19 protein-coding genes and 1 pseudogene are annotated in these 21,630 nt (G+C 71.7%); 11 read left to right on the top strand and 9 right to left on the bottom strand.

Annotated elements, in window-relative coordinates; all coding sequences use genetic code 11:
- The first annotated feature begins 94 nt into the window (after window positions 1–94).
- A complete protein-coding gene (locus tag LUX31_RS01245) occupies window positions 95–1,819 on the top strand; it encodes a CAP domain-containing protein (RefSeq protein ID WP_235472641.1) in 1,725 nt (574 codons plus the stop codon).
- An 8-nt stretch (window positions 1,820–1,827) separates the two neighbouring features.
- On the opposite strand, the gene LUX31_RS01250 is transcribed toward LUX31_RS01245, so the two are convergent.
- On the bottom strand, window positions 1,828–2,643 hold the full coding sequence (locus tag LUX31_RS01250) for an SAM-dependent methyltransferase (RefSeq protein WP_235472642.1): 816 nt from the start codon (window positions 2,641–2,643) through the stop codon (window positions 1,828–1,830).
- Between the two features lie 181 nt (window positions 2,644–2,824).
- On the opposite strand from LUX31_RS01250, the gene LUX31_RS01255 reads away from it, so the two are divergent.
- From LUX31_RS01255 to LUX31_RS01270, 4 genes are all read left to right on the top strand, one after another.
- Entirely contained in the window at window positions 2,825–3,502 is a 678-nt protein-coding gene (locus tag LUX31_RS01255) for an AIM24 family protein (RefSeq protein ID WP_235472643.1), read from the top strand.
- A 215-nt stretch (window positions 3,503–3,717) separates the two neighbouring features.
- Window positions 3,718–5,400, top strand: coding sequence for a protein kinase domain-containing protein (locus LUX31_RS01260; protein ID WP_235472644.1), 1,683 nt, complete (start codon window positions 3,718–3,720; stop codon window positions 5,398–5,400).
- 169 nt (window positions 5,401–5,569) lie between these two features.
- Window positions 5,570–6,712 carry a hypothetical protein gene (locus LUX31_RS01265; RefSeq protein WP_235472645.1) on the top strand — a complete coding sequence of 381 codons (1,143 nt, stop codon included), beginning with the start codon at window positions 5,570–5,572 and terminating at the stop codon, window positions 6,710–6,712.
- 92 nt (window positions 6,713–6,804) lie between these two features.
- Window positions 6,805–7,476 (top strand): DUF2238 domain-containing protein, encoded by a 672-nt coding sequence (locus LUX31_RS01270; protein WP_235472646.1) that lies wholly within the window; start codon window positions 6,805–6,807, stop codon window positions 7,474–7,476.
- Here the strand turns inward: LUX31_RS01270 and LUX31_RS01275 are convergent.
- A complete protein-coding gene (locus LUX31_RS01275; RefSeq protein ID WP_235472647.1) occupies window positions 7,461–7,961 on the bottom strand; it encodes a DUF6328 family protein in 501 nt (166 codons plus the stop codon). The genes LUX31_RS01270 and LUX31_RS01275 overlap by 16 nt on opposite strands.
- A 152-nt stretch (window positions 7,962–8,113) precedes the next feature.
- Between LUX31_RS01275 and LUX31_RS01280 the strand changes: the two genes are divergently transcribed.
- Window positions 8,114–8,461, top strand: a complete 348-nt coding sequence (locus tag LUX31_RS01280) for a hypothetical protein (RefSeq protein WP_235472648.1) — start codon at window positions 8,114–8,116, stop codon at window positions 8,459–8,461.
- 28 nt (window positions 8,462–8,489) lie between these two features.
- Here the strand turns inward: LUX31_RS01280 and LUX31_RS01285 are convergent, their stop codons facing one another.
- Window positions 8,490–9,473, bottom strand: a complete 984-nt coding sequence (locus LUX31_RS01285) for an aldo/keto reductase (RefSeq protein ID WP_235472649.1) — start codon at window positions 9,471–9,473, stop codon at window positions 8,490–8,492.
- A gap of 273 nt (window positions 9,474–9,746) precedes the next feature.
- On the opposite strand from LUX31_RS01285, the gene LUX31_RS01290 reads away from it, so the two are divergent.
- Window positions 9,747–11,474: a cholesterol oxidase substrate-binding domain-containing protein gene (locus LUX31_RS01290; protein ID WP_443045916.1), complete on the top strand. Its 1,728-nt coding sequence runs from the start codon at window positions 9,747–9,749 to the stop codon at window positions 11,472–11,474.
- Window positions 11,475–11,481: 7 nt separating this feature from the next.
- On the opposite strand, the gene LUX31_RS01295 is transcribed toward LUX31_RS01290, so the two are convergent.
- From LUX31_RS01295 to LUX31_RS01315, 5 genes are all read right to left on the bottom strand, one after another.
- Window positions 11,482–12,078, bottom strand: coding sequence for a TetR/AcrR family transcriptional regulator (locus LUX31_RS01295; protein WP_235472650.1), 597 nt, complete (start codon window positions 12,076–12,078; stop codon window positions 11,482–11,484).
- Window positions 12,075–13,562, bottom strand: coding sequence for an MFS transporter (locus LUX31_RS01300; protein WP_235472651.1), 1,488 nt, complete (start codon window positions 13,560–13,562; stop codon window positions 12,075–12,077). The genes LUX31_RS01295 and LUX31_RS01300 overlap by 4 nt, the downstream gene beginning before the upstream one ends.
- A 106-nt stretch (window positions 13,563–13,668) precedes the next feature.
- Entirely contained in the window at window positions 13,669–14,910 is a 1,242-nt protein-coding gene (locus tag LUX31_RS01305) for an FAD-dependent monooxygenase (protein WP_235472652.1), read from the bottom strand.
- 145 nt (window positions 14,911–15,055) lie between these two features.
- Entirely contained in the window at window positions 15,056–15,748 is a 693-nt protein-coding gene (locus LUX31_RS01310) for a ribonuclease H family protein (protein ID WP_235472653.1), read from the bottom strand.
- 46 nt (window positions 15,749–15,794) lie between these two features.
- Window positions 15,795–16,595 (bottom strand): VOC family protein, encoded by an 801-nt coding sequence (locus LUX31_RS01315; RefSeq protein ID WP_235472654.1) that lies wholly within the window; start codon window positions 16,593–16,595, stop codon window positions 15,795–15,797.
- Between the two features lie 119 nt (window positions 16,596–16,714).
- On the opposite strand from LUX31_RS01315, the gene LUX31_RS01320 reads away from it, so the two are divergent.
- The 3 genes from LUX31_RS01320 to LUX31_RS01330 all read left to right on the top strand — a co-directional run bounded on the left by LUX31_RS01320 (window position 16,715) and on the right by LUX31_RS01330 (window position 18,954).
- Window positions 16,715–17,731: a zinc-binding alcohol dehydrogenase family protein gene (locus LUX31_RS01320; protein ID WP_235479759.1), complete on the top strand. Its 1,017-nt coding sequence runs from the start codon at window positions 16,715–16,717 to the stop codon at window positions 17,729–17,731.
- A gap of 85 nt (window positions 17,732–17,816) precedes the next feature.
- Window positions 17,817–18,206, top strand: coding sequence for a hypothetical protein (locus tag LUX31_RS01325; RefSeq protein WP_235472655.1), 390 nt, complete (start codon window positions 17,817–17,819; stop codon window positions 18,204–18,206).
- Window positions 18,207–18,318: 112 nt separating this feature from the next.
- On the top strand, window positions 18,319–18,954 hold the full coding sequence (locus tag LUX31_RS01330; protein WP_235472656.1) for a DUF3105 domain-containing protein: 636 nt from the start codon (window positions 18,319–18,321) through the stop codon (window positions 18,952–18,954).
- Window positions 18,955–19,112: 158 nt separating this feature from the next.
- Here LUX31_RS01330 and LUX31_RS01335 read toward each other — a convergent pair.
- A pseudogene (locus tag LUX31_RS01335) lies at window positions 19,113–20,573 on the bottom strand (ATP-binding cassette domain-containing protein); the annotation flags it as partial.
- A gap of 156 nt (window positions 20,574–20,729) precedes the next feature.
- Between LUX31_RS01335 and LUX31_RS01340 the strand changes: the two are divergent.
- The gene (locus tag LUX31_RS01340; protein ID WP_235472657.1) at window positions 20,730–21,614 is read left to right on the top strand and encodes an aminoglycoside phosphotransferase family protein; all 885 of its coding nucleotides are present in this window, start codon (window positions 20,730–20,732) and stop codon (window positions 21,612–21,614) included.
- The last annotated feature ends 16 nt before the right edge of the window (window positions 21,615–21,630 follow it).

Consider the following 21,630-nt stretch of genomic DNA (forward strand, 5'->3'; position numbering starts at 1 on the left):
GGCTGTCGTCGGCCGGGGAACTGCGGCGCCCTGGCCGGGCGTTATAGGGGCAACGCCCCCATGGGGCACGAACGACGACCCCAGGGCAGGCGCGATGAGCGAGTTGGTTCCCGGGGGCAACACGCCCCTGCCGGGCGGCACCCTCACGCTCCGGGTGCCGGGCCCGTTCGATGTCAGCGCACTGGTGACGGACGACGGTGGCAAGGTCGGCGGCGACGCCGACTTCGTGTTCTACAACCAGCCGACGGCACCGGGAGCCCGGCTGCACGGCGACACCCTCACCGTCGACCCGGCGGGCCTGCGCCCCGGCGCGACGCGCGTCACGGTGGTCGTCAGCGCGGCCGATCCCGGTACAGCGCTGGGCGGGCTGCCCGCACCCACGCTCCAGGTCACCGGCCCCGGTGGCCGCACGCTGGCTCGGTTCACACCGGCGCGTCCGCAGCGGGAGACGGTGCTGCTGCTCGCGGAGCTGTACCGGCGGGGCACGGGCTGGAAGCTGCGCGCGCTGGGGCAGGGGTACGCGGACGGGCTGGCGGGCCTGGCCCGGGACTTCGGGGTGGATGTCGCGGACGACGGGCCTTCGGCCTCTGCCGGATCAGGCATGGCCGGGTCTGGGTCGGCCGGGTCGGGCACGGCTGGGGCGGGCGCAGCCGGATCCGGCTCGGCCGGGTCGGCCACGGCCGGAAATGGGTCAGCCCGGTCTGGCTCGGTCGGGTCTGGGTTGGCCAGGTCGGGCATAACCGGGTCGGGCACGGCCGGATCTGGCACCGGATCTGGCACGGCCGGATCTGGCACGGCCGGATCTGGGTCGGCCGGGTCGGGCTCGCCTCTCCCGGCAGCAGGCGCGGCCCCGCGTACGCCGTCCCGCTGGTCCGACGCGGCCTCGCGGTTGTCGGGGGCCGCTTCGCGCCTGTCGGAGGCGGCGGCCTCTCGCCGGTCCCGGTCGACGGGCACCCCGTCACCGGCCGCCGCGCCTGCCGCCGGTGCGCGCCCCGGGTCGGTGTCCCCGGGCGCCTTGGCCGCAGGACCGGGCCCGCTCTCCCCCGCCGACGGCTTCCTCACCCTCGTCAACTCCGCCCGTGCCGCCGCCGGTTCCCCGCCCGTCTCCCTCGACGAGCGGCTCCGCGCCGCCGCTCAGGCGCACGCCGCCGACATGGCCTCGGCCGGCCGCCTCGGCACCGAGAGCCGGGACGGCACCTCCGTCCACCAGCGTGTCACCGCCGCCGGGTACACGTATCTGACCATCGGCGAGCACCTGGTCTCAGGGCCGCGTACGCCCGAGGAGTTCGTCGACTACTGCCTGCGCACGGACCAGGCCCGACGGACCCTGTACGACCCGGCGTTCACCCAGGTCGGCCTGGCGTACGTCACCGGGTCCCGTACGGGGGACACGTACTGGACCGCGCTCTGGGCCCGGCCCCTCCTGCCCGGAGACCTGGACCGGACGGCCGCCGAGGTCACGGACCTCACCAACCGGGAACGGGCCCGGGCGGGGCTGCCGCCGCTGGCCGCCGACGCCCTGCTCACCCGGGCCGCGCAGGCGCACAGTACGGACATGGTGGTCCGCCAGTTCTACTCCCACACCGGGCCCGACGGCAGCCAGCCATGGGACCGGGCCGCCGCGGCGGGGTCCACGCGGCGCATGATTGGCGAGAACATCGCGTGCGGGCAGCGCTCCCCCGCCGAGGTCGTGGACGGGTGGATGAACAGCCCCGGCCATCGCGCCAACATCCTCAAGCGGGACTTCACGCACATAGGCATCGGTTTCGCGGGCGGCGGCAAGGCGGGCACGTACTGGACGCAGCTCTTCGGCGCCTGAAGGGATGCCTACGGTTTGCGCGCGACGCCGCCCAGAGCGATCACGTCCCCCACACCGCGTGCCGTGTCGGGATCGGGTCGCCAGTCGGTGATGGGGACGACACCGGGGGCCAGCAGTTCCAACCCGTCGAAGAAGCCGGCGAGTTGCTGCGGGCTCCTCAGGTAGTAGGGCACGGCCCCGCTCTCGTTGTAGAGCCGGGTGGCCTCGGCGTTGGCCTTGTTGGTGTCCACGCTGTCGTTGAAGGCGAACCAACTGCCCGGCGGCAGCGCGTCCATCAGCGTGCGGACGATGGCCCGCGCCTCGTCGTAGTCGGCGATGTGCCCGCTGACCTGCATCAGCGTGAGCGCCACCGGCCGGCTGAGGTCCAAGGTCCGTGCCGCTTCCCGGAGTACGGCGTCGGGGTCGTGCAGATCGGCGTCGATGTAGCCGGTCACGCCCTCGGGCGCGCTGGTGAGCAGGGCCGCGGCGTGGGTGAGGACCAGGGGGTCGTTGTCCACGTAGACGATGCGGGCGTCGGGGGCGACCCGCTGGGCGATCTCGTGGGTGTTGTCCGCCGTGGGCAGGCCCGTGCCGATGTCCAGAAACTGCCGGATCCCGACCTCGCCGGCCAGATGGCGCACGGCCCGGCCGAGGAAGGCACGGGAGTCACTGGCGAGGTCGGTGATGCCGGGGAAGATCTCCCGGAAGGCGTCGCCCGCCTCGTGGTCGACCGGGTAGTTGTCCTTGCCGCCGAGCCAGTAGTTCCAGATCCGGGCGGAGTGCGGCACCGTCGTGTCGATCTTCTCCGGCGTCTGTGTGCCGAGGGCGGACGAGTCCTGCGTCACCGGGCAACCTCCTTGTGGCGGAACGTAGTTGGCCCTGCCCTACAACGTAGCGTCACCGCCCTGCCGACAGGGGGTCTTCCGATGCGCAAGGGGGCGCTTCCGGCCGCGTCACTCCCCCCGGATTCTCCCCGTTCCGCGCGTTCTCCTGGCGGAACGGCCCCCTGCGGGACACGATGCCCACATGAAGGGTGACCTCTTTTCCAGTCAGTACATGGTGCAGCCGGCCACAGCGCCCGGGATGACCGTCGAGAACGCCAAGTCCATCAAGTACGCGGTCAACGGGGAGATGTTCGCCCGCCAGGGCGCGATGATCGCCTTCCGCGGCAACCTCCAGTTCGAGCGCAAGGGGCAGGGCGTCGGCGGCATGCTGAAGCGTGCGGTCACGGGTGAGGGGCTGCCCCTGATGGCGGTGCGCGGGCAGGGCGAGGCGTGGTTCGCGCACGAGGCGCAGAGCTGTTTCATCGTCGAGATCGACCCGGGTGACGTCTTCACGGTCAACGGCCGCAACGTGCTGTGCTTCGACGCGTCACTGACGTACGAGATCAAGACCGTGAAGGGAGCGGGGATCAGCGGCGGGGGCCTGTTCAACAGTGTCTTCACCGGGCAGGGGAAGCTCGGCCTGGTCTGCGAGGGCAGTCCGCTGGTGATCCCGGTCTCGCCGCAGTATCCGGTGTACGTCGACACGGACGCGGTCGTCGGCTGGACGGCGAGCCTCCAGACGTCGCTGCACCGTTCGCAGTCCTTCGGCTCGATGATCCGCGGCGGTTCCGGCGAGGCCGCCCAACTGATGCTCCAGGGCGAGGGGTTCGTCGTCGTACGCCCGAGCGAGGCGACCCCGCAGAAGCCCCAGCAGCACTGACGACGGCGGGGGCTGTGCGGGAGATCACGTGGCGAGATCGTGTGCGGGCCCACACCTCAGGTCCAGTGAATTCACCCAATTCTTCGCACACGTGCTCGGCGCAGATGAATAAAAGGGGAATCGGGCCCAGGAGTTGCCGAATAATTGAACACACCCCGTCGCACCCGTCGTACCTCTGGGAAAGGTGAGAGCCGGGGGTTCAGCGAGGGATGGCCATGGTCAAGGCGCACGTCTCCACACACGAGTTGGTGGCCGACAGGTACCGACTTCTCGATGTCGTCCATCGCGAAACGAACCGGGTCTCCTGGTACGGCGAGGACACCGCATCCGAGCGCCCGGTCGTCCTGACCCAGATCCAACTCCCGCCCGATCCCCGGGAGCAGACCGCCCGCCGGACCATCGCCCGGGTGATGCGCGCGTCCGAGATCCTCGGGCTGGTGCTGCCCGGGCGGGTGGGCGTCGTGATCGATGTGGTCGAGGAGTTCGGCACTCTCTGGACGGTCGCCGAGTGGATCGACGGCACACCGCTCAGCGAACTCCTGGAGCGGCAGGGCACGTTCAACTACGTGCGGGCGGCGCGCATCACGCTCGACGTGCTCGACGTGCTGGACGCGGCGCACCGCGAGGGCATCGTGCACGGCGAACTCAGCCCCGGCCAGGTGTTCGTGCGGGACCAGGGCCCGGTCGTGGTGACCGGCTTCGGCCTGGCCGGCGCCACCTCCGCGTCCCGGGTCGGCGCACCCTCGTACGCCTCGCCCGAGCAGGCCCACGGGGGGCGCGCCGAGCCGTCGGCCGACCTGTGGGCGCTCGGCGCGATCCTCTACGCGATGGCCGAGGGGCGGCCGCCGTTCCGTGACCGGGGCCGACCCGACGCCACGCTCAAGGCGGTCGACCGGCTGCCGCTGCGCAGCCCGGTGCGTTCCGGTCCCCTCACCCAGGCCATCACGGGGCTGCTGCGCAAGAACGCCCGGGAACGGCTGACCGCTCCGGTGGTACGGGACGCCCTGATCCGGGTCATCAGGGAGGACCCCGACACCTCGGACGAGCCGGTGCCCTCCGCCCGGCTGCGCGACGCCTGTGCCGGTGCCGCGCGGCGTGCCGGCCGGACCTGGAACAGACGCGGCACGAACAAGCTCGCTGTCGCCGGTACGGCCCTGGCCGCCGTCACGGTCACCGTCGCGGTCCTCGCCACGACGGACAACCTGCCCGGCCTCGACGTCTCGGCGTCCGGCGCGGACACCAGCCCGTCGGTCGCCGCCCCGGTCCCTCCGTCGGCCTCCTCCGCCGGCGGGAACACCGCCCTCCCCGAGCAGCCCCCCGAGCCGAGCGCCACCGCCTCCGGGCCGGTCTCACCGTCGCCGTCGGCCCCGGCCACGTCTCCCGCGCCCTCGCCCACACCCACCGCGTCGCGCCCCGTCACCGACGCCAACGCGCTGCCCGCCGGGTTCCGGGTGTACAACGCCCCGGAGGGGTTCTCCGTCGCGCTTCCCCAGGGCTGGAAGCGGCTGAGCGAGGACGTCTCCCCCGGCAACGTCGCCTATCGCATCGTGTTCGGCGCCGACGACGACCCGCGCACGCTGACCGTCACCTACAGCGAGGCGCTCCGGGCCGACCCGGTCGCCGTGTGGCGCGACGACGTCCAGCCCGGTCTGATTGCCGAGGGCATCGGCTTCCAGCGGATCGGCGAGATCCGGGCGACGAACTATCGCGGCCGGAGCGCCGCCGACATGGAGTGGACGTCCGACTTCGAGGGCATCCGGATCCGTACGTTCGGCCGGGGCTTCCTCACCGGCCAGAACACGGGCTACTCGCTGCGCTGGACGACACCCGCGGCCGACTGGAACGACACCGCCAACCGGCAGGCGCTGAACACCTTCCTGCGTACCTTCAGAGAGTGAGCCGGGTTCAGCCATGGCTGGGGACACGTGTCGACCACCGGGTGTGCGGGCCCGGTGACAGGCCGGCATCCGGGTCGGGCCCGGTCTGCCGAAGCAGCGTCAATGAGCGCATATAGGCTGCCTGTCTGTACCTTCGCAGTCCGTTCAGCCTTGCCCGGGAGAGTCACCTGTGACCGTAGCGATCGCCCCGTCCGAAGCATCGGAGATGCCCGAGCCGTCCGAGACACCGGAGGTGTCCCCCGTGTCCGAGGAGTTCGACGGGTCCGACTGGTCGGAGCCGGCCGCCGAGCCCGACAACGTTTCCTCCGAGGCCTCCGTCGGCCTCGACGTGTCTCCGCTCGTGGCGCGTGACGCGCAGGAGTTCGGGGCCTACGCGCGGACCGGCGGCTGGGCCTTCGGGCTGAAGGTGGCGCGCAGCGTGCGGCCCGGTGGTGAGTCCGCCGGGGAGACGCCGAAGGTCTCCGCCAAGGAGTTCGCCGGGCTCGCCGACTGCTCGCCCGAGCGGGTCATGCGCTACTACAAGGCCTGGGACAAGGCCGCCGACGACGGTGTCGTCCCGCACTTCGAGGCACTGGCGCCGGGCCAGGACGTCGAACTCCCGGGCTACGACCTGTGGCTCACGTACTACAGCTCACGTTCCAGCGCAGGCTCGGAGCGCGGCACCGCCATCACGGAGGCCGCCGAGGCCGAGGGCATCCGGCCGACGAAGGCGCTGGAGGTCGCGGAGAACCCGACCGCGCTGCGGGCCGCGATCATGGCGGACCCCTCGACGGCCCGCGCCGCCCGGCACGCCCTGCTCGACCGGATCAAGGAGGACCCGGATCTCCAGGCCGAGCTGGCGCGCGACATCGTCCGCACCGACGACCTGAAGAAGGCCGTCGCGACCGAGTCCCGGTCGGCCGACCGGGTCGGATACGTCCGTCAGATCGCCGAGTCCGGCCAGGTCAAGACGCCCGCCGGGCAGACCATCGACGCGCCCGTCGACCTGCGCCAGGAGGCGGAGCGTCACCTCTCCCTCCTCGACGAGCTGGACGAGGACGAGGACACCGGCGAGTGGGCGAGCGAGGCCTACGACACCCTCAAGGGCCTCGTCGTCGAGGCCGTCGAGGCCGACCCCGAACTGCGCGTCCAGGAACGGCGGACGAAGTTCTACAACAGCCTGTCGAAGGCGACGAAGGCGTTCGAGGAGCTGACCTTCGACGACGTCGAGGAGTTCGCCGAGGACGACATGGTCCAGCAGCTGGAGGAACTCCAGGAGGCCATCTCCTCGTGCATCTCGGCGCTGCGCGCGTCACGCACCGCACCCGCGTAGGGACTTGGAGCGCTCCGGGCTGAGTACTCGTACTCATGCCCGGGGCCGGGCCGCTCCCCCACGATGATGCTCCCACCACAAGGAGCGTCCCGATGCCCGCAGTCGACACCCTCGCCCCCACCCTCCCGGCGGCCACCGGCGCCCCGCGACGGCACCTTCCCGTGCTGCTCGCCGGGCTGGTGGCCGTCGGACTCGCGGTGTCGGTGTGGCAGCCGCACGATCTGATGACCTGGTTCCTGGAGACGGTCTGGATCATGGTCGGACTCCCCGTGATCGTCCTGACCTGGCGGCGCTTCCCACTCACCAACCTGCTGTGCTGCCTCCTCGCCCTGCACGCGCTCGTCCTGATGGTCGGCGGCCACTACACCTACGCGCAGGTTCCGCTCGGCGACTGGGCGCGCGACACGTTCGGCCTCGACCGCAATCCGTACGACCGGCTCGGCCACCTCATGCAGGGCTTCGTCCCGGCGATTCTCGTACGGGAGTTGCTGAGCCGTACGTCACCGCTGCGCGGCAGCCGCTGGCTCGCACCGCTGACGGTGTGCGCCTGTCTCGCCTTCAGCGCGGTGTTCGAGATGTTCGAGTGGGCGGCGGCCGTGATCGGCGGCGCCGCGGCCGACGACTTCCTGGCCACGCAGGGCGATGTGTGGGACACCCAGTGGGACATGTTCTGCGCGCTGATCGGGGCGACCGTCTCGCTGCTCGTGCTGAGCCGCGTCCACGACCGGCAGCTCGCGACCGTGCGCGCTCAGTCCTCGGTGTAGCGGTGGCGCGTCCACATCGGCACCGCGACCCAGCAGGCCAGGTACCAGACGACGACGCCCGCGACCAGCCAGGGCACGAAGTCGTTGTGGGTGGCCACCCGGAGGACCAGCAGCAGCGCGGAGATCATCGTCGCGAACAGCAGCACCAGACCGGCCAGGGTCAGACGTGAGGCCCATTGCACAGCCTCGGGTTTCACCTGGCGGCCGGAGACGATCCGGTGCAGGGCGACCGGTCCGATCAGGGCGCCGGTGGCGGCGGCGCCCAGGACGACGGTGAGGATATAGATCGTGTGCTCCGTGTCGCCCAGCTGCTCGTACCTCGGCGTGAACACGACGGTCAGCAAGAAGCCGAACAGGATCTGTACGCCCGTCTGGGCCACCCGGACCTCCTGGATCAGCTCGCCCCATCTGCGGTCGGCGCGCTCCTCCTCGGTCTCCTCCCGCCCCCGGTCGCGCGTGCCGCCCCCACCATCTGTGTCCGACATGGTTCCTCCCGGCATCCGCGTCCTGACGTGTCTGTCAGCTCCGAGTGCCCCGTCGAGCGCGGTTCGATCAGATCCCGGCCGGACGGTTTGGATGATCGGCGGGGCGGTTACCCGAGGTGCACCACGGTGGCCACAGTGGAGGAGGTCCGGCCATGTCCGGAACACAGCTCACCCTCACGGTCAGCGGCGGCAACGCCGCCGACGCGCAGACGGTCGTACGGGCCCTGGAGTCGGCCTTCGGACCGGCGGACGAGTTCCCGGGGGACGACGACGGGCACTCCACGGTGCACACAGCCGCGTTCACCGTCGGTACGGAGTCGCACGCGCCCGGTCATCCGAAACACGAGCCGCTGTCGGCGCCCGTGACGGTCACCGTGCAGGGCACGCCCGAGGCAGTCCGCTGCGCGGGCGCCACCCTCACCGGCACGTTCACCGCCCACGACCGGGGCAGCGTCTCCGGCGACCAGGAGCAGCAACAGCAGCTGCTCCTGGAGCCATGACACGCCGTGACACGCGTACGTCCGTCCGCTACCAGCGGCTCTCCACCTGGGCCTTGATCCAGCGGTCGTAGAGGTCCTGGATCGCGGTGAGCGTCTCCTGCGACAGCGGCGGCAGGGCGGCGGTCGCCGCGTTGGCGAGAGCCTGCTCGGCCGAGCGGGCGCCGGGGATGACCGTGGTCACACCCGGCTGCTGGAGGATCCAGCGCAGGGCCAGCTGGGCCGGGGTGTACCCCTCCGGGGCCAGCGCGGAGAACTCGGCCGCCGCCTCGACGCCGGTCGCGTAGTCGACGCCGGAGAAGGTCTCGCCCTGGTCGAAGGACTCGCCGTGCCGGTTGTAGGTGCGGTGGTCGTTCTCGGGGAACACCGTGTCCTTGGTGTACTTGCCCGACAACAGGCCCGAGGCGAGCGGGACGCGGGCGATGATGCCGACGCCCGCCTTCTCGGCGGCCGGAAGCACCTCGGCGAGGGGCTTCATACGGAACGCGTTGAGGATGATCTGCACGCTGGTCACGCCCGGGCGGGCGATCGCGGTGAGCGCCTCCTCGCAGGTCTCGACGCTGACGCCGTACCGCGCGATGCGCCCCTCGTCGACCAGGGTGTCGAGGGCGTCGAAGACCTCGTCGGAGGAGTAGACCGGGGTCGGCGGGCAGTGCAGCTGGACCAGGTCGATCCGGTCGACGCCGAGGTTGCGCCGCGAACGGTCGTTCCAGGCGCGGAAGTTGTCGAGGACGTAGTTCTCGGGGATCTGGTCGACCCGCCGGCCCATCTTCGTCGCGACCAGCACATCCAGCTCGGGCCTGCCACGCAGGAAGGTCGCGATGGTCTGTTCGCTGCGCCCGTCGCCATACACGTCGGCGGTGTCGAAGAAGGTCACTCCCGACTCGACCGCCGCGTCCAGCACCGCGAGGGCGTCCTTGTCCTCCACGTCGCCCCAGTCGGCGCCCAACTGCCACGTTCCGAGGCCGATGACCGACACCCGCTGACCCGACCTACCGATTACACGCTCGTCCATGGCGTCAGTCTGTCATCCGTCCGGCGGACGGACGGACAGGGGCGGGGGCCGGCGTCTCAGACCTTCACGTCACCCACAAGAGTGAATTGGTGAAAGTCGCAACGAATCCGTGCCGGCAGACGTCCGGGCGGCCCTGGCAAGCTCCGGTGCACTTCGGCAGCGCCCCAAAGGGGCGCGGGGCTGTATCGACTTGCGGCTCCGCCGCGCGGGCGCGACCACGACGGACCCGCAGGCCATATACCGCCCTTCCACCGGAGCGCCTAGCGTGACCGGGTGACTGATCAACTGGCGCGAACCGACGACTCCGGCACTCCCTGGACGCGCAGGAGCTTCCTGCTCGGCGCCGCCGCCCTCGCCCTCGTCGCGATCCCGGCCGATCCGGCGGTCGCCGCAGCCGAGTTGCCCGACTTCCCCGCGGACGTCACCCCCTACCGCTCCGGCTACCGCAACTGGGTCGGCGAGATCACCGCCGACGGACTGTGGGCCTGCGCCCCGGCCGACGCCGGTCAGGTGGTCGAGGTCGTCAACTGGGCCTGGCGGCACGGCTGGACGGTCCGCGCCCGGGGCTCCGCGCACGGCTGGTCGCCCCTGACGATCACCGACGGTACGGAGTCCGACGCACCCGTGCTCCTGATCGACACCGCTCCCCACCTCACCGGGATCGCCCTGGAATCGACCGGCCCCGCCGCCGTGCGCGCCGGCACCGGGATCACCCTGGAGGCCCTGCTCACCCACCTTGAGGAGCACGGACTCGGGGTCACCGCCGCGCCCGCGCCCGGCGACCTCACACTGGGCGGCGCGCTGGCCGTCGACGCCCACGGCACCGCCGTACCGGCCGACGGCGAGACCCGGCAGCCCGGACACACGTACGGCTCGCTCAGCAACCTCGTGCTGTCGCTCACGGCGGTCGTCTGGGACGAGGACGCCGACGCCTATGTCCTGCGGACGTTCGACCGCGACGACGCGGACTGCGCGGCGCTGCTCACCCACCTCGGCCGTTCCCTGGTCGTCGAGGTCGTCCTGCGGGTGGGGGCCAACGCGAACCTGCGCTGCGTCAGCCGTACGGACATTCCGGCGTCCGAGCTGTTCGCGGCGCCCGGCGGCGACTCCGGCGCGCGTACCTTCGCGAGCTTCCTCGACGAGGCCGGGCGGGTGGAGACGATCTGGTTCGCCTTCACCGAGTTCCCGTGGCTGAAGGTGTGGAGCGTCGCCCCGACCAGACCGCTCACCTCACGGCGCGTGTCGTCACCGTACAACTATCCGTTCTCCGACAACGTCCCGACCCTGGTGGCGGACCTCGCCGGGCGGATCCTGGCCGACGGGGCCTGGTATCTCGCGCCGGTGCTCGGCAACGCACAGCTGGACGTGGCCGCGCTCGGGCTGGTGGCGACGCTGTCGGCGGACATCTGGGGGCCGTCGAAGAACACGCTGCTGTACGTCAAGCCGACGACTCTCCGGGTCACCGCGAACGGCTACGCGGTGCTGACCAGCCGGGACCAAGTGCAGCGCGTGATCGCCGAGTTCACCGCGTTCTACCGGGAACGCCTCGCCGCGTACGCCGCGCAGGGGCGCTTCCCGGTCAACGGCACCGTCGAGATCCGCGCCACCGGCCTCGACCAGCCTGGCGACACCGACTCGGCCGGCGCCCGGGCCCCGCTGCTGTCCGCGCTGCGGCCCGTCGACGGGCACCCCGAGTGGGACACCGCCGTCTGGCTGGACGTCCTGACGCTGCCCGGGACGCCGTACGCGGAGGCCTTCTTCCGCGAACTCGAACAGTTCCTGCTCAGGACGTACGACGGCGGGCACGCGCTGACCAGGGTCGAGTGGTCCAAGGGGTGGGGCTACACGGACACGGCTGCGTGGAGCGACGAGGAGGTCATCGGTACGGCCGTACCTGCCTCCCACGGGGACGGCGTGTGGCAGCAGGCCGTCGGCACCCTGGACCGGCTCGACCCGCACCGCGTGTTCGGGAACGCGTTCCTCGACCGGCTGTTGCGCTGACACTCCGTCAAGGGGTCAGCAGGGCCTGGACGGTGGGCGCGTACCGGTCCACGATGTCGTCGATCGTCGCCTCCCATAGATGCGTTCCCCGGGCGATGCCGTACATGACGCCCAGGCCGAGCAGCGTGCCGACGGCCAGTTCGGCGCGCAGGCCCGGGTCGGGGCCGGTGAGGCGGGCGGCGAGGCGCTCGCTCACCTGGGTGCGGAAGTTGGCGCGCATGATGTCGCCGCGGTCGCCCTGGAGGGGGGCGAACACGATCCGCAGGACGGGGTCGGCGCCGCGTTCGGTATGGCCGGTGAGGAGCAGACGGACCATGTGGCGGCCGAGCTCGTCGAGGGGTGCGTCCAGCAGGGCTTCGGCGTCCTGTTCGAAGGACATCACGCGGGTGAAGAGGGCGTCCTTGTTGCCGAAGTACTTGAGGATCAACGGCGGGCTGACACCGGCCCGTTCGGCGACGGACTTGAGCGTGATGTCCGCCTGGGCGTGGCGGGCGAGGAGGTACCGGGCGGCGCGCAGGATGGCGGCCTTCGTCTGGTCGGCGTCCCGGCGCGGGGCCGGTTCGGTCGGGGTGTCGGTCGTCGGTGGGGTGCGCACGACACTCATGCTCCCTCCATCGCCCCGTCCCGGACGCCCTTGGTGCGGCCGCGGGCGCGCCGGGTGCCGCCGGTTGCCGGTTCGCCGGGGATGGTCAGGGCCGCCGTGCAGGCCAGCAGGGCGACGACGCCCGCAATCCCGAACGCCAGCAGATAGCCGTGCAGGGTGGGCACCGGCGTACCGGCGACCGGGCTGGTGTGGCGTACCAGCACGGCGACGACCGCGGCACTGCACATGGCCTGGCCGACCGTGCGCATCAGGACGTTGACGCCGTTGGCGGAGGCGGTCTGGCCGGGCGGTACGGCCCGCAGGATCAGTGTGGGCAGGGCCGAGTAGGCGAAGGTGGTGCCCAGGCCGACGACCGAGGCGCCCACGACGATCATCCACAGGTCGCGGCTGTCCGCGATGCGCACCACATAGCCGAGCGCGATGACCGCCGTGCCGATGACCAGGGTGACGCGCGGCCCGTACTTCGCCGAGACCCGGGCCGAGACGGGCGAGAACACCAGCATGACGATGCCGCCGGGGAGCAGGACGAGGCCCGTCTCGACGATGGACAGGCCGAGCCCGTACCCGGTGGCCTCGGGCGCCTGCACCAGCTGGGCCGTCACCAGGGAGTTGGAGTAGAAGGCGAACCCGGTCAGCAGGGCGGCGACATGGGACAGCCCGACCCGGGGCCTGGCCACCAGCCGCAGGTCCACCAGGGGCTCCCGGGTGCGCAGTTGCTGCCACCACCACAGGCCCAGCACCCCGACCGCGCCGAGGAACAGTCCCAGGATGCGCGGGCTGCTCCAACCCCACTCGCCGCCCTCGACGACCCCGAGGAGCAGACACACCAGCCCGACGGCCAGCCCCAGCGCGCCCACGACGTCGAAGCGCCCCGGTTCCCGGACGGGCGACTCGCGCACCGCCCACCACACGGCCGCCACGCCCGAGGCGCCCAGCCCGGCGGTCGCCCAGAACATGACGTGCCAGTCCGCGTACTGGACGATCAGCGCGGCGAGCGGCAGCCCCAGGGCGGCGCCGATCCCGACGGTGGCGCTCATCAGCGCGACCGCGCTCCCCGTACGCTCCGGCGGCAGTTCGTCACGCAGGATGCTGATCGAGAGCGGTACGACGGCGGACGCGGCGCCTTGCAGGGCCCGCGCTGTGATGAGCACACCGATGTCCGACGACAGGGCGCACATCACCGAGCCGACGACCATCAGCCCGAGGCCCGCGATGAGCACCCGTCGCTTGCCGTACATGTCCCCGGCCCGTCCCAGTACCGGGGTGAGGATGGCGCCGGACAGCAGCGTCGCGGTCACCATCCAGGAGACCGCGCCGGGCGAGGCGCCGGTCAGCCGGGGCAGGTCGGGCAGGAGCGGGACGACGACGGTCTGCATGACCGCATAGAGCATCCCGCCGAACGCCAGCGCCGGAACGGTCATCCGCTCGCGCAGGCTCCGCGCGGGCGGGGCCGAAGGATCGGATATCGGGACAGGCTGGTCCATCGGTACTCCAGCGGCCGGCCGCTCTGCGCGACAAAGAAATGAGGTGAATGGCGATTCACCATAGCGGTGAATCGCCATTCACCCAATAACAGCCGCCGTGACCAGGCTATTTGCCGGAGACCTCGGCCTCTTCGCGGGTACGGGAGGCCAGCACCCGGCTCTGCGCGGTGCGGGCCAGCTTCGGCCCGAGCCAGCGCTTGAACCGGCGCAGCGCTTCGAGGCGCCCCGCCGCCCGGTCGATGCCGTAGTACAGCTGGGGCGGCACGTACGGCAGGAGCGGCGAGTGACGCTGGCCGAGCAGGGCGAACATGCGGGCCGGGGGCAGCCGGATGTAGCGCGGCAGGTTCTCGTACCACTGGGCGCTGTAGCGGGCCGCGCTCTGGATGGAGAGCAGTTCCGACTTGCGCTGCTTCTCGTACGCGGTGAGGGCCGTGGAAAGTTCGGCGTGCACGCGGAGGGCATCAGCGAGGACGATGGCGTCCTCCAGGGCGAGGGTGGTGCCGGCCCCGATGGAGTAGTGCGTGGTGTGGGCGGCGTCGCCGAGCAGGACGAGGTTGCCGTGGTGCCAGGTGCGGTTGGTGAGCGTGCGGAAGTTGAGCCACTGGGCGGCGCCGTCGGCGGCGGAACGGCCGATCAGGGGGTTGCCGTCCAGCACGTCGGCGAAGAGCTTCTCCAGCTGGGCAAGACCGTCGGCCTCGTTGGCCTTGTCGAGGCCGAGGCCGCTCCAGGTCTCGGGGGAGCATTCGACGACGCAGGTGCTGTGGTCCTGGCTGTAGCCGTAGCCGTAGCACCAGATCCAGCCGTGCTCCGTCTCCTTGAAGGCGAAGGTGAAGGCGTCGAAGACCTTGGTGGTGCCGAGCCAGATGTACCGGTTGCGTCCGGCTCGCAGCCCGGCGCCGAAGTGTTCGGTGTGCTGTTCCCGCAGCGCGCTGTTGACGCCGTCGGCGGCCACGACGAGGTCGGCGTCGGCCAGTTCGGCGGCGTCGGTGATGCCGTGCTCGAACTCGAGCCGTACGCCCAGCTGTCGGGCCCGGTCGGCGAGGATGTCGAGGAGCTTGTGGCGGCCGATGCCGAAGCCCTCGTCGCCCGGGTGCCGGGTCGCACTGTCGCCCACGTGGGCGACTCCGTGGTTCCAGGACACCGAGGCGTCGGCGACGGCCCGCGCGGAGTCGGGGTCGTGCTCGTGGAGCTTGTCGAGCAGCCCCTGCCAGTAGGTGACGCCCCAGCCGTAGGTCGAGCCCGCCGGGTCGCGCTCGTACACGGTGATGTCGTGGGACGGATCCTGGAGCTTCAGCAGGATCGAGAGATACAGGCCGGCGGGCCCGCCTCCGACACAGGCGACCTTCACACACACCCCTAGCGATTACAGAAGGTGGTCAGTTCGCGTCGGAGAGTAGCAGTAGGTGGGCGTGGGGATGGATTTCCGCTGCGGGCCGGTGGGGGCTGGTCGCGCAGTTCCCCGCGCCCCTGAGAGGCTGCCCCTGCGGGGCGCCTCAGGGCGCTTCGGCCGTGCGGCACTCCGGGTGGCCCCAGCCCTGGGGGTTCTTGGCGATCGTTTCGCCTGCCGCGTAGGCGCGGCCGCAGACGCAGCGGCCGGGGAACTTTGCCTTGAGGGTGCGGTTGTTCGAGGAGTTGCCGCTGCGCGGCCGGGGCGTCTTCGTGGCCTTGGGGCGTGGGGTGTCCGGCGAGGCCGGGGGTTCCGGGGAGCCGAGGTCGCTGCCCGCCGACTGCTGGACGATCGCGGCCTGGCTGGCGGCGCGGTCGGCGAAGTCGTTGAGCTTGTCGCCGTCGACCTGGTGGGCGGGGACGTAGCGGAACTCGACGGAGCGGCCGTCGAGGAGTTCGTCGATACGGACGACGAGTTCCTGGTTGGCGACCGGCTTGCCGGCGGACGTCTTCCAGCCCTTGCGTTTCCAGCCGGGCAGCCAGGTGGTGACGGCCTTCATCGCGTACTGGGAGTCCATGCGGATCTCCAGCGGTACGTCCGGGGCGACGGCCGTCAACAGGCGTTCCAGCGCGGTGAGTTCGGCGACGTTGTTGGTGGCTGTGCCGAGCGGCCCGGCCTCCCAGCGGGCGGGGCTCTCCGAGCCGTCGGCCACCACCCAGGCCCAGCCCGCCGGTCCCGGATTTCCCTTCGAGGCCCCGTCGCAGGCGGCCACCACTCGTTCACGCATGCGCTCGATCATGCCATGCGCGAACCGGGCCCCCGGCCGCCCCCGTCAGGTGCCTCGCTCAGTCCACGTCCGTCGACTTGGGCATCTCACCGGCCGTCGTCGTCACGTCGATGATCGAGAAGTTGGCGCCCTGCGGATCGCTCAGCGCGGCGAACCGGCCGAAGGGGCTGTCCATGGGGCCGAAGCGCAGCACACCGCCGAGCTTGGTGGCCATGGCGACGGCGTCGTCGCAGTTGGCGACGCTGAAGTAGACGTTGATGTACGGCGGCATCTGGGGCGGGAAGTCGTCCGTCATCCGCATCCGGCCCAGGACGGTGTTCTCGCCCAGGTCGTACATACGGAAGTCGATGGCGTCGTCCTGCATCTGCTTCGCCGAGTAGCCGAAGACGGCCGGGAAGAAGGTGTCCGACTTCTCCACCTCGCGTGTGAAGACCTCGGCCCAGCAGTAGGCGCCGGCCTGTTCCGCTCCCGCTTCGAAGCCTTCGTGGGTACCGGCCTGCCAGACGCCGAAGACGACGCCGCCGGGGTCGCGGGCCAGGCACATGGTGCCGAAGTCGCCCACCTGCATCGGCTCCATCAGCAGTTCGCCGCCGTTCTCACGGATCTTGGAGGCGGTGGCGGCGGCGTCCGGCGAGGCGAGGTACAGACACCACGCGGACTGCCCTTCCTGCCCGGGCATGGGCGGGACGACGGCGGCGACCGCCTTGCCGTCTGCGTACGCCTGCGTGTAGTTGCCGAACTCCGACGACGACTCGCCGAAGGTCCAGCCCAGCACCTCGCCGTAAAAGTTCTTGGCTCCCTCGACATCGCTGAACATCGCGTCGGCCCAACAGGGGGTTCCCTCAGGTTGCACGGCCATGATTCCGGCCTCTCCGGTCTCGTCGGGTGGTCCGAATTCTCACGCTAGTCAGGCTTCGGCCGAGGCGCGCGCCGAGCGACCCGGGCTGTTACAGACTGGAGGGCATGGCCGACGGGACGATGCGTGCGTGGGCGGTGGAGCGGCCCGGCCCGGTGGGGCCCGGGGAGGGGCCGTTGCGGCTGGTCGAGAGGCCGGTGCCGGTGCCCGGCGCCGACGAACTGCTGGTGCGTGTGCGCGCGTGCGGGGTGTGCCGGACCGATCTGCATGTCGCCGAGGGGGATCTGCCCGTGCACCGGCCCGGGGTGACGCCCGGGCACGAGGTGGTGGGCGTGGTGGCCGGGGCGGGACCGGCCGTGCGCGGTTTCGCGCTAGGTGACCGGGTGGGTGCGGCCTGGCTGCGTCGCACGGACGGTACCTGCGTCCACTGTCTGCGCGGGGCGGAGAACCTCTGCCCGGCCTCCGAGTACACCGGCTGGGACGCGGACGGCGGCTACGCCGAGTACACGACCGTCCCGGCCGCGTTCGCCCACCGACTGCCCTTCGGCGACATCGACGACGTCGCCCTGGCTCCGCTGCTCTGCGCGGGCATCATCGGTCACCGCGCGCTGCGCCGGTGCGCGCTGCCGCCGGGCGGGCGGCTCGGGCTGTACGGGTTCGGTGGCAGCGCCCATCTGTGTGCGCAGGTCGCGCTCGCCGAGGGCGCCAGGGTGCATGTCCTGACCCGGGACCCGGCCGCGGGGCGGCTGGCGCTCGCGCTCGGCGCGGCCTCGGCGCAGGGGGCGTACGACCCGCCGCCGGAGCCGCTGGACAGCGCGATCCTGTTCGCGCCGGTCGGCGACCTCGTGCCGGTGGCGCTGCGGGCCCTCGACCGGGGCGGGGTGCTGGCGGTCGCGGGCATCCACCTCAGCGACATCCCGCCGCTGCGCTACGACACCGACCTGTTCTACGAGAAGGAGCTGCGCAGCGTCACCTCCAACACCCGCGAGGACGCCCGTGAGTTCCTGTCGCTGGCCGCGCTGCACGGCGTACACGCGACCACGCACACCTATCCGCTGTCGCGGGCGCCGGAGGCGTTGCGGGATCTCAAGGGCGGGCGGTTCGACGGGGCGGCGGTGCTGGTCAATGACCTGGGGTAGGGCGCGGCAGTAGCACACCCCCTGCGGTCTGATAATTTCATCGGCGCTTGCCTCCTTGGCCCCTCCCTCAACTTCAGGTGTCCCGATGTCCGCTGCACGGGTGCGTCGCCTCGCGACGCGGCATGCCCGCGGCGGCCTCCCGCATCTGCTGGGCGTCCTGGTTCTCGTCCTCGCGACCTTCGCGTTCTCCTGTGCCGGCTCGCTGCCCTCGCCGGACGCCGGGCCGTCGCGGTCGACGTCGGCGCACGTCGTGCACGCGGCCGACCGGGACCCCTGTCAGGAGGGCCCGCTCCACGGCTGTCACACCCCGGGCCACCATGGTGTCCTCAACCACGCGCCCTTCATCGGCGCGGACCGGGCAGCCGCCCTGGACCAGCTGAGCACCGCGCCCGCCCGGCGCGCTCTCGGCCCGTCCCGGATCCCGGGCGGCGCCCGCCCTCCCGACCTCCACGAGCTGCAACTGCTCCGGGTCTAGGCCGAGTTCGGGCCCGCACCCGCCGGCCCGGCCCGTTCGGCCCCGACCACGACCATCACCCCAGTTCGCAGCGCCGTGCCCGGAGACGGTACGGCCCGGAGAAGGACATCCCATGGGTACATCCAATGCCAAGGCGAAGACCGCGGCCCGCCGCGCCCACATGGAAGAACTGCGCAAGGCCGAGCAGGCCCGTGAACGCCGTATGCGGCTGCTCACGCTCGGCACGACCGCCGTCATCCTCGTCGGCCTGGCCGGCGGCGGCTGGCTCCTGATCGACAACGCCCAGGACAAGGAGGAGGCGAAGGCCGCGCCGATATCGGGCGTGAAGAGCTGGTCCAAGCTCACCCAGAACCACGTCGACACGGCCGTCACCTACAAAATGAGCCCGCCCGTCGGCGGCGACCACAACCAGGTCTGGGTGAACTGCGACCGGCAGGTCTACACGAAGGCCGTCCCCAACGAGAACGCCGTGCACGCCCTCGAACACGGCGCCGTCTGGATCACGTACAACGACAAGGCGGCCAAGGCCGACGTCGAGACCCTGTCCGAGCGCGTGACCAACACGTCGTACACCTTCATGAGTCCCTACGAGGACCAGTCGTCGCCGATCGTGCTGAGCGCCTGGGAGCACCAGCTGAAGGTGGACAAGGCCTCGGACCCGAGGGTCACGAAGTTCCTCGACAAGTACGTCCAGGGTGAGCAGACGCCCGAGCCCGGTGCCGCGTGCACCAACGGGATGACGCCGTGAACTGAGCGCCGGGCGCGGGGCGTTCCCACCGGACGCCCCGCACCGACGCCCGCGTCGCTCACGCGGACGGCCGAAGTTCCGTCCCGATCAGCCTGTTGAGGTGGCGGCGGGCGTCCTGGGTGCTCAACGGGGGTGCCTGGCGCAGCCGTTGCAGGGCCAGGCGAGGCGAACACCGCGTCGGTCGGGCCCTCTTCGACCACGACCCCGTTCCGCAGCACCACCACCCGGTCCGCGATGCCCCGGACGACGGCCAGGTCGTGGCTGATGAACAGGCAGGCGAGTTGGCGTTCCCGGCGCAGGTCGTCGAGGAGGCGCAGGACGTCGGCCTGGACGGAGACGTCGAGGGCAGTGGTGATCTCGTCGGCGATGAGGACGTCGGGCTCGCCTGCCAACGCCCGTGCGATGCCTATGCGTTGGCGCTGGCCGCCGGAGAGCTGGGCGGGCAGGCGGTCGGCGAGGGCGGGGTCGAGCCGGACGTCGGAGATGAGCCGACGGGCCCGTTCGGCGGCCTCCGTGCGGCTGTCCGCCGTACCGAAGAACCGGAGCGGGCGGCGGATCGCGTCGCCCACCGAGCGGCGGGGGTTGAGGGAGGTGTCCGCGTCCTGGAAGACGAGTTGCACCCGGCGGCGCAGGGACAGCGGACGCCGCCCCGCAGGCCGGGCCAGGTCGCCCGATTCGTGGGTCATCGTGCCGCCGGACGGGGTGCGCAGTCCGGCGAGGGTCCAGGCGAGTGTCGACTTGCCGCTGCCCGACTCGCCGACGAGGGCGAGGACTTCGCCGCGCCGGACGTCGAAGGACACGCCGTGCACGGCCCGGGCGGAGCCGTAGTCGACGGTGACGTCGACGGCCGAGAGGGCGACGGGTGAGTCGTCGGGCACGGTCGCCTTCGGGTGTACCTCCCGCTCGCCCGTCTCGCCGACGACCGCGAGCCCGGTGTCGTCAAGGCGTGGCACGCTCGCCAACAGGCGTCTGGTGTACGGGTCTTGTGGCGCCGTGAAGAGCGTGCGCGTGGGCGCCGCCTCCACCACTCCGCCCGAGCGCAGTACGGTCACCTCGTCGGCCATCTGGGCGACGACACCGAGGTCGTGGCTCACCAGGACGGCGGCCAGGCCGAGTTCGTCGCGCAGGGCGGCGATCAGGTCGAGGACCCCGCGCTGTGTCACCACGTCCAGGCCGGTCGTCGGCTCGTCGAGGACGAGGACCTTGGGGCGGGCCGCGACGGCCATGGCGATGGCGACGCGCTGCTGCTGGCCGCCGGACAGTTCGTGCGGGTAGCGCCGGGCCAGTTCGGCGGGGCGCGGCAGCCGGACCTGTTCCAGCAGGTCGACGACGGGGACGCCGCCGCCCGCCTCCGCGATCTGTCGGCCGATCCGCATGGAGGGGGTGAGCGCGTGGCCCGCGTTCTGGCCGACCAGGGCGACGGTGCTGCCCCGCAGCCGCCTCAACTCCCGTGCGGGCAGGGCGAACACGTCCTGTCCGTCCACGAGGACCGAGCCGCCGGTGACCCGCGACCCGTGTCGCAGGTGCCCCAACAGGGTCGCCGCGACGGTCGACTTGCCGCTGCCGGACTCGCCGACGAGGGCCAGTGTCCGCCCCTGGGCGACCCGGCGGGACGCCATCCGGCCCCCAGCCCCGGACACCCAACCCGGGCTCCTGCAGCAAGCCGACCCACGGCTCCCGAACAAGCCGACCCGCGGTCTCGACCGCCGCCCACGCACCCGCCGCACCGCCAAATTCGGTGGACTGCGCGCCCGACGGCCGCTGGGATGGTCGGTATGTGTGCCCTGAAGATGCATGCCGACGAGGCGGAGATCGATGCCCCGCTGGTCCAGCGACTGATCGCCCGGCAGTTTCCCGAGTGGGCGGGGCTGCCCGTGGAGCGGCTGGAGTCCGCCGGGACCGAGAACGCCATGTTCCGGCTCGGCGGTGAGCTGGTGGTGCGGCTGCCGAGGCATCCCGGGGCGGTGGACAGCATCGAGCACGAGCAGCGCTGGCTGTCCCGGCTGGGGCCGTGGCTGCCGGTCGCCGTGCCCGAGCCGGTCGGGCGGGGCCGCGCCGGTGAGGGGTTCCCGTGGTGCTGGTCGGTGTACGGCTGGCTGGACGGGCGGAATCCGGCGGCCGGCGCCCTCGACGCGCCCGAGACGCTGGCCAGGGAACTCGCCGACTTCATCCGCGCCCTGCGCCGCGTCGACGCCGGGAACGGGCCGGCCCACTACCGGGCCGTTCCGCTGTCGGCGCGGGACACACCCACACGCGCGGCCCTCGCCCAGCTGAGGGGGGAAGTGGACACGGAGGCGGTGACGGCACTGTGGGAGCAGGCCATGCGGGCGCCCGAGCACACGGGACCGGCGCTCTGGGCGCACGCCGACCTGTCGCCGGGGAACGTGCTGGTCACCGAGGGGCGGCTCAGTGCCGTGATCGACTTCGGCTGCACCGGCGTCGGCGATCCGGCCGTCGATCTGATCGTGGCGTGGAATCTGTTGCCCGCCGGTGTCCGTGACACGTTCCGCGAGGCGGTGGGCGCCGACGACGCCGAGTGGGCGCGCGGGCGTGGCTGGGCGCTGTCGATCTCGCTGATCCAGCTGCCGTACTACCGGGAGACGAATCCGGTGCTCGCGGCGAACTCCCGGCATGTGATCAGGGAGATCCTGGCCCAGTGAAGGAGATCCTCCCATC

This window comes from Streptomyces sp. GQFP, assembly GCF_021545335.1.
Taxonomy (GTDB): domain Bacteria; phylum Actinomycetota; class Actinomycetes; order Streptomycetales; family Streptomycetaceae; genus Streptomyces.

Bases quoted from the DNA above. Each gene is read 5' to 3' on its own strand.
- LUX31_RS01245 (WP_235472641.1), top strand. From the start codon at position 95: ATGAGCGAGTTGGTTCCCGGGGGCAACACGCCCCTGCCGGGCGGCACC.
- LUX31_RS01255 (WP_235472643.1), top strand. From the start codon at position 2,825: ATGAAGGGTGACCTCTTTTCCAGTCAGTACATGGTGCAGCCGGCCACA.
- LUX31_RS01260 (WP_235472644.1), top strand. From the start codon at position 3,718: ATGGTCAAGGCGCACGTCTCCACACACGAGTTGGTGGCCGACAGGTAC.
- LUX31_RS01270 (WP_235472646.1), top strand. From the start codon at position 6,805: ATGCCCGCAGTCGACACCCTCGCCCCCACCCTCCCGGCGGCCACCGGC.
- LUX31_RS01275 (WP_235472647.1), bottom strand. From the start codon at position 7,961: ATGTCGGACACAGATGGTGGGGGCGGCACGCGCGACCGGGGGCGGGAG.
- LUX31_RS01280 (WP_235472648.1), top strand. From the start codon at position 8,114: ATGTCCGGAACACAGCTCACCCTCACGGTCAGCGGCGGCAACGCCGCC.
- LUX31_RS01285 (WP_235472649.1), bottom strand. From the start codon at position 9,473: ATGGACGAGCGTGTAATCGGTAGGTCGGGTCAGCGGGTGTCGGTCATC.
- LUX31_RS01295 (WP_235472650.1), bottom strand. From the start codon at position 12,078: ATGAGTGTCGTGCGCACCCCACCGACGACCGACACCCCGACCGAACCG.
- LUX31_RS01300 (WP_235472651.1), bottom strand. From the start codon at position 13,562: ATGGACCAGCCTGTCCCGATATCCGATCCTTCGGCCCCGCCCGCGCGG.
- LUX31_RS01310 (WP_235472653.1), bottom strand. From the start codon at position 15,748: ATGATCGAGCGCATGCGTGAACGAGTGGTGGCCGCCTGCGACGGGGCC.
- LUX31_RS01315 (WP_235472654.1), bottom strand. From the start codon at position 16,595: ATGGCCGTGCAACCTGAGGGAACCCCCTGTTGGGCCGACGCGATGTTC.
- LUX31_RS01320 (WP_235479759.1), top strand. From the start codon at position 16,715: ATGCGTGCGTGGGCGGTGGAGCGGCCCGGCCCGGTGGGGCCCGGGGAG.
- LUX31_RS01325 (WP_235472655.1), top strand. From the start codon at position 17,817: ATGTCCGCTGCACGGGTGCGTCGCCTCGCGACGCGGCATGCCCGCGGC.
- LUX31_RS01330 (WP_235472656.1), top strand. From the start codon at position 18,319: ATGGGTACATCCAATGCCAAGGCGAAGACCGCGGCCCGCCGCGCCCAC.
- LUX31_RS01340 (WP_235472657.1), top strand. From the start codon at position 20,730: ATGTGTGCCCTGAAGATGCATGCCGACGAGGCGGAGATCGATGCCCCG.